This window comes from Oleiphilus sp. HI0079 (assembly GCF_001635105.1).
This window is the reverse complement of record NZ_LWFT01000655.1, coordinates 1-2,337: the sequence shown is the minus strand read 5'-3', so window position 1 is coordinate 2,337 and position 2,337 is coordinate 1. Positions and strand designations below refer to the sequence as shown.

Below are 2,337 nucleotides of genomic sequence, written 5' to 3'. Positions count from 1 at the left end.
GTTTTCAGAAGTACTGAGCTGTTAATGAACAGAGAAAGAGTATTAGAGATATTCGGGAAGATCTTGGATTCGTATATTTTCTTAATAAAAGCAGATATATCACTGCTAGATGATAATTTTGTGCTACCAATGATCCTACCAAGAATAGAAGAAGAGTTTCTGTCTGAAGATTTGTCTGATTCTGAACGAGAAAAGACTATAGACAGCTTTAGATTGTTTTTGTCTGTTATCAGAGCAACAATACCGAACGTTGTAGAAAATGTTATGTCAGATTCATTGGCGACTAAAAAACCTAGGTTCAAGAAAATACTAGAAACGAAGTTATCCGGAGTTGAAGAAGAGATTGAGATATTGCTGTTAAGGTTTTTGTTGTTGGAAATAGACAGGAAGGACATAAAACAGAATATTAGCCAACTTGTGGAACACCCCGGAAAATTTGCCGCTAACGCATTATTTCTGAAATTTGGACAAATACTAATGATGCGTCATGACCTCAGTGAAGATGATCAGAAGTTCATTAAAAGCAAGATTGTAAAACTTATAAAGTCGAATAAGGAAATCCGTGACACTGGTTTCGATAAGTTACTGAGTATGCTTAAGTCAAAAGAGCCGACCCCTGCGTAATTACGTTAGGACATTTTCAATTTTAGCAACATGAGAAGTAACTTCGTCATGTTGCTATATTCTGAAATTGAAATTAGATCAAATAATTACATTGCCGTTTCGAGTCCGGTCCCAGGCACCGTTAGCTAGTTAAGTAGAAAAAATATTGTCGGCTATACTCTATGGGATAAATATAAGACCAAAGGGAATAGAGTTATGTTCGCCACACTAAAAATTAAAAGCTTGCTGATATTGGGAGTATCTTGCGTACTAGCATTAGTCACGTTAGTAAATGTCCCGTTTGTTATATCCCAAATCACTTCGGTTGTTGTTCAAGCAGAGCAAAAAGAGCTTGAGAACCTGTTCAATAGTGCTAATGCAGAGGTTCAATCCGAAGGGCGCTTAGCGTTAGCATTGTCAACGTTGGTCGCTAATATAGGTAAGTTTCAGGAAGAATTTGCTTTGGGTGATCGTGATGCATTGGCTGATGACCTTGTTCCAGCATTTAAAGTGCTCAAGAACGACTTCCATGCAAGGCAGTTTCAGTTCCATCTTCCTCCCGCAACGTCTTTTCTCAGATTACATAAGCCCGAAAAGTTCGGTGATGATCTTTCTTCTTTTCGTAAAACGGTGCTGGCTACGAATAATGAAAAGAAAAGCATTGTGGGTCTAGAAAAAGGAGTCGCTGGTCTTGGTGTTCGAGGCATTTCACCTGTATTTCATGATGGCTCTCATATTGGATCTGTTGAGTTTGGTATGTCTTTTGGCCAACCTTTCTTTGACCAATTTAAATCTAAGTATGATGTTGATATTGCTTTGTCTATTAAGAGAGACGGTGGATTCGAGGTATTTGGCTCTACACTTGATGGTAAAAAGTCATTGCTGAATAAAGAACAGCTGTCTTCTGCATTAGCTGAACCTTTGTTTACTAGTGCCAAAGATAACGCTAGAGATGTGGCCATATACGCATATCGAGTCGATGACTTTAATGGCAATCCGATTGGAGTTTTGCAAATTGCATCTGATCGGAGCCAATACTTAGCTGCAATAGATAGTGCTCGTAATCTTTCTATTACGGTCGGCATTATTGCTTTGATAGTAGGCATTTTAGTCGCGGTGCTAATTTCCTATTTGATCGTAAAACCCCTTGGTGAGGCGGTTCACGCGATGAATGAAATTGCGGAAGGTGATGGAGATTTAACGAAACGAATTTCCGAGAAGGGCAATAATGAAGTGACAGATCTAGCCATTGCGTTTAATAAATTTGCTGAACGAATAAGAGGGCTAGTTAGTCATGTTGCAGGAACAACGACAAAATTAAATTCAGCTTCAAATGATATGGCTAGCAATATGGAAGCTACTAGCCAAGATACGGATACTCAAAAATCAGAAATTACGCTTGTCGCAACATCTATGAATGAAATGACTGCAACTGTGCAGGAAGTTGCGACTCATGCGGTGGCCGCGGCGGACGAAGCTGAAGCGGCAGATTTAGCAGCCTCTTCTGGAAGATCAACAGTTTTAAACACAATTAGCTCGATCGAAGACTTGTCTAATGAGATAAACGAAGCATCCAATGTGATTACCTCTTTGGAAAAAAATGGAGAAGAAATCGCAACTGTATTTGAGATGATTGATTCTATTGCAGAGCAAACGAATCTTTTGGCTCTTAATGCTGCCATAGAGGCTGCTAGAGCAGGAGAACAAGGCAGGGGGTTTGCAGTAGTCGCGGAT

2 protein-coding genes are annotated in these 2,337 nt (G+C 39.5%); both read left to right on the top strand.

Annotated features, from left to right (window positions below):
* The coding region (locus A3750_RS11775) for a hypothetical protein (protein ID WP_231871806.1) at window positions 1-624 on the top strand (624 nt) is incomplete at its 5' end.
* Window positions 625-819: 195 nt separating this feature from the next.
* Window positions 820-2,337, top strand: a 1,518-nt coding sequence (locus A3750_RS11770) for a methyl-accepting chemotaxis protein (protein WP_068548293.1), incomplete at its 3' end; no start/stop codon positions are given.